Origin of the sequence: Actinomadura napierensis, assembly GCF_039529375.1 — a bacterium.
Lineage (GTDB): Bacteria > Actinomycetota > Actinomycetes > Streptosporangiales > Streptosporangiaceae > Spirillospora > Spirillospora napierensis.
In genome coordinates this window covers 1-613 of sequence record NZ_BAAAMR010000351.1, presented here as the reverse complement: position 1 = coordinate 613, position 613 = coordinate 1, and the positions used below count along the sequence as shown (strand labels likewise).

Annotated in this window: 1 pseudogene; it reads left to right on the top strand. The window is 42.1% G+C overall.

Annotation, left to right across the window (positions count from 1 at the left end):
• Window positions 1–613 (top strand): annotated as a pseudogene (locus ABD296_RS49870) (hypothetical protein); the annotation flags it as partial.

The window sequence follows — 613 nt, the reverse complement described above, 5'->3', positions numbered from 1 at the left end:
CTGAAGATGAATACCGCCCATTACGTTTGCAAAATGGTTTATATGTGCAACGTTATGCACCAATGCTACGTATTGCTGTGCCGTATGGCTTAATGAACTCAAAACAATTACGTAAAATTGCTGAAGTATCAACTCAATATGACCGTGGCTATGCACACGTATCTACGCGTCAAAATATTCAGCTAAACTGGCCTGCACTTGAAGATGTGCCAGAAATTTTAGCTGAACTCGCAACTGTACAAATGCATGCCATTCAAACCAGTGGTAACTGTATTCGTAACACGACTACTGACCAGTATGCAGGTGTAGTTGCTGGTGAAATTGCTGATCCACGCCCAACATGTGAATTGATTCGTCAGTGGAGTACATTCCACCCAGAATTTGCATTCTTACCACGTAAATTTAAAATTGCCGTTTCTGCACTTGAAGAAAAAGACCGTGCAGCAACAGCATTCCACGATATTGGTGTGTATATCGTGCGTAATGAAGCAGGCGAGATGGGCTACAAAATCATGGTGGGTGGTGGTTTAGGCCGTACTCCGATTATTGGTAGTGTCATTCGTGAGTTTTTACCACGTGAAGATTTAATTGCTTATTTAGAGGCAGTTTTACG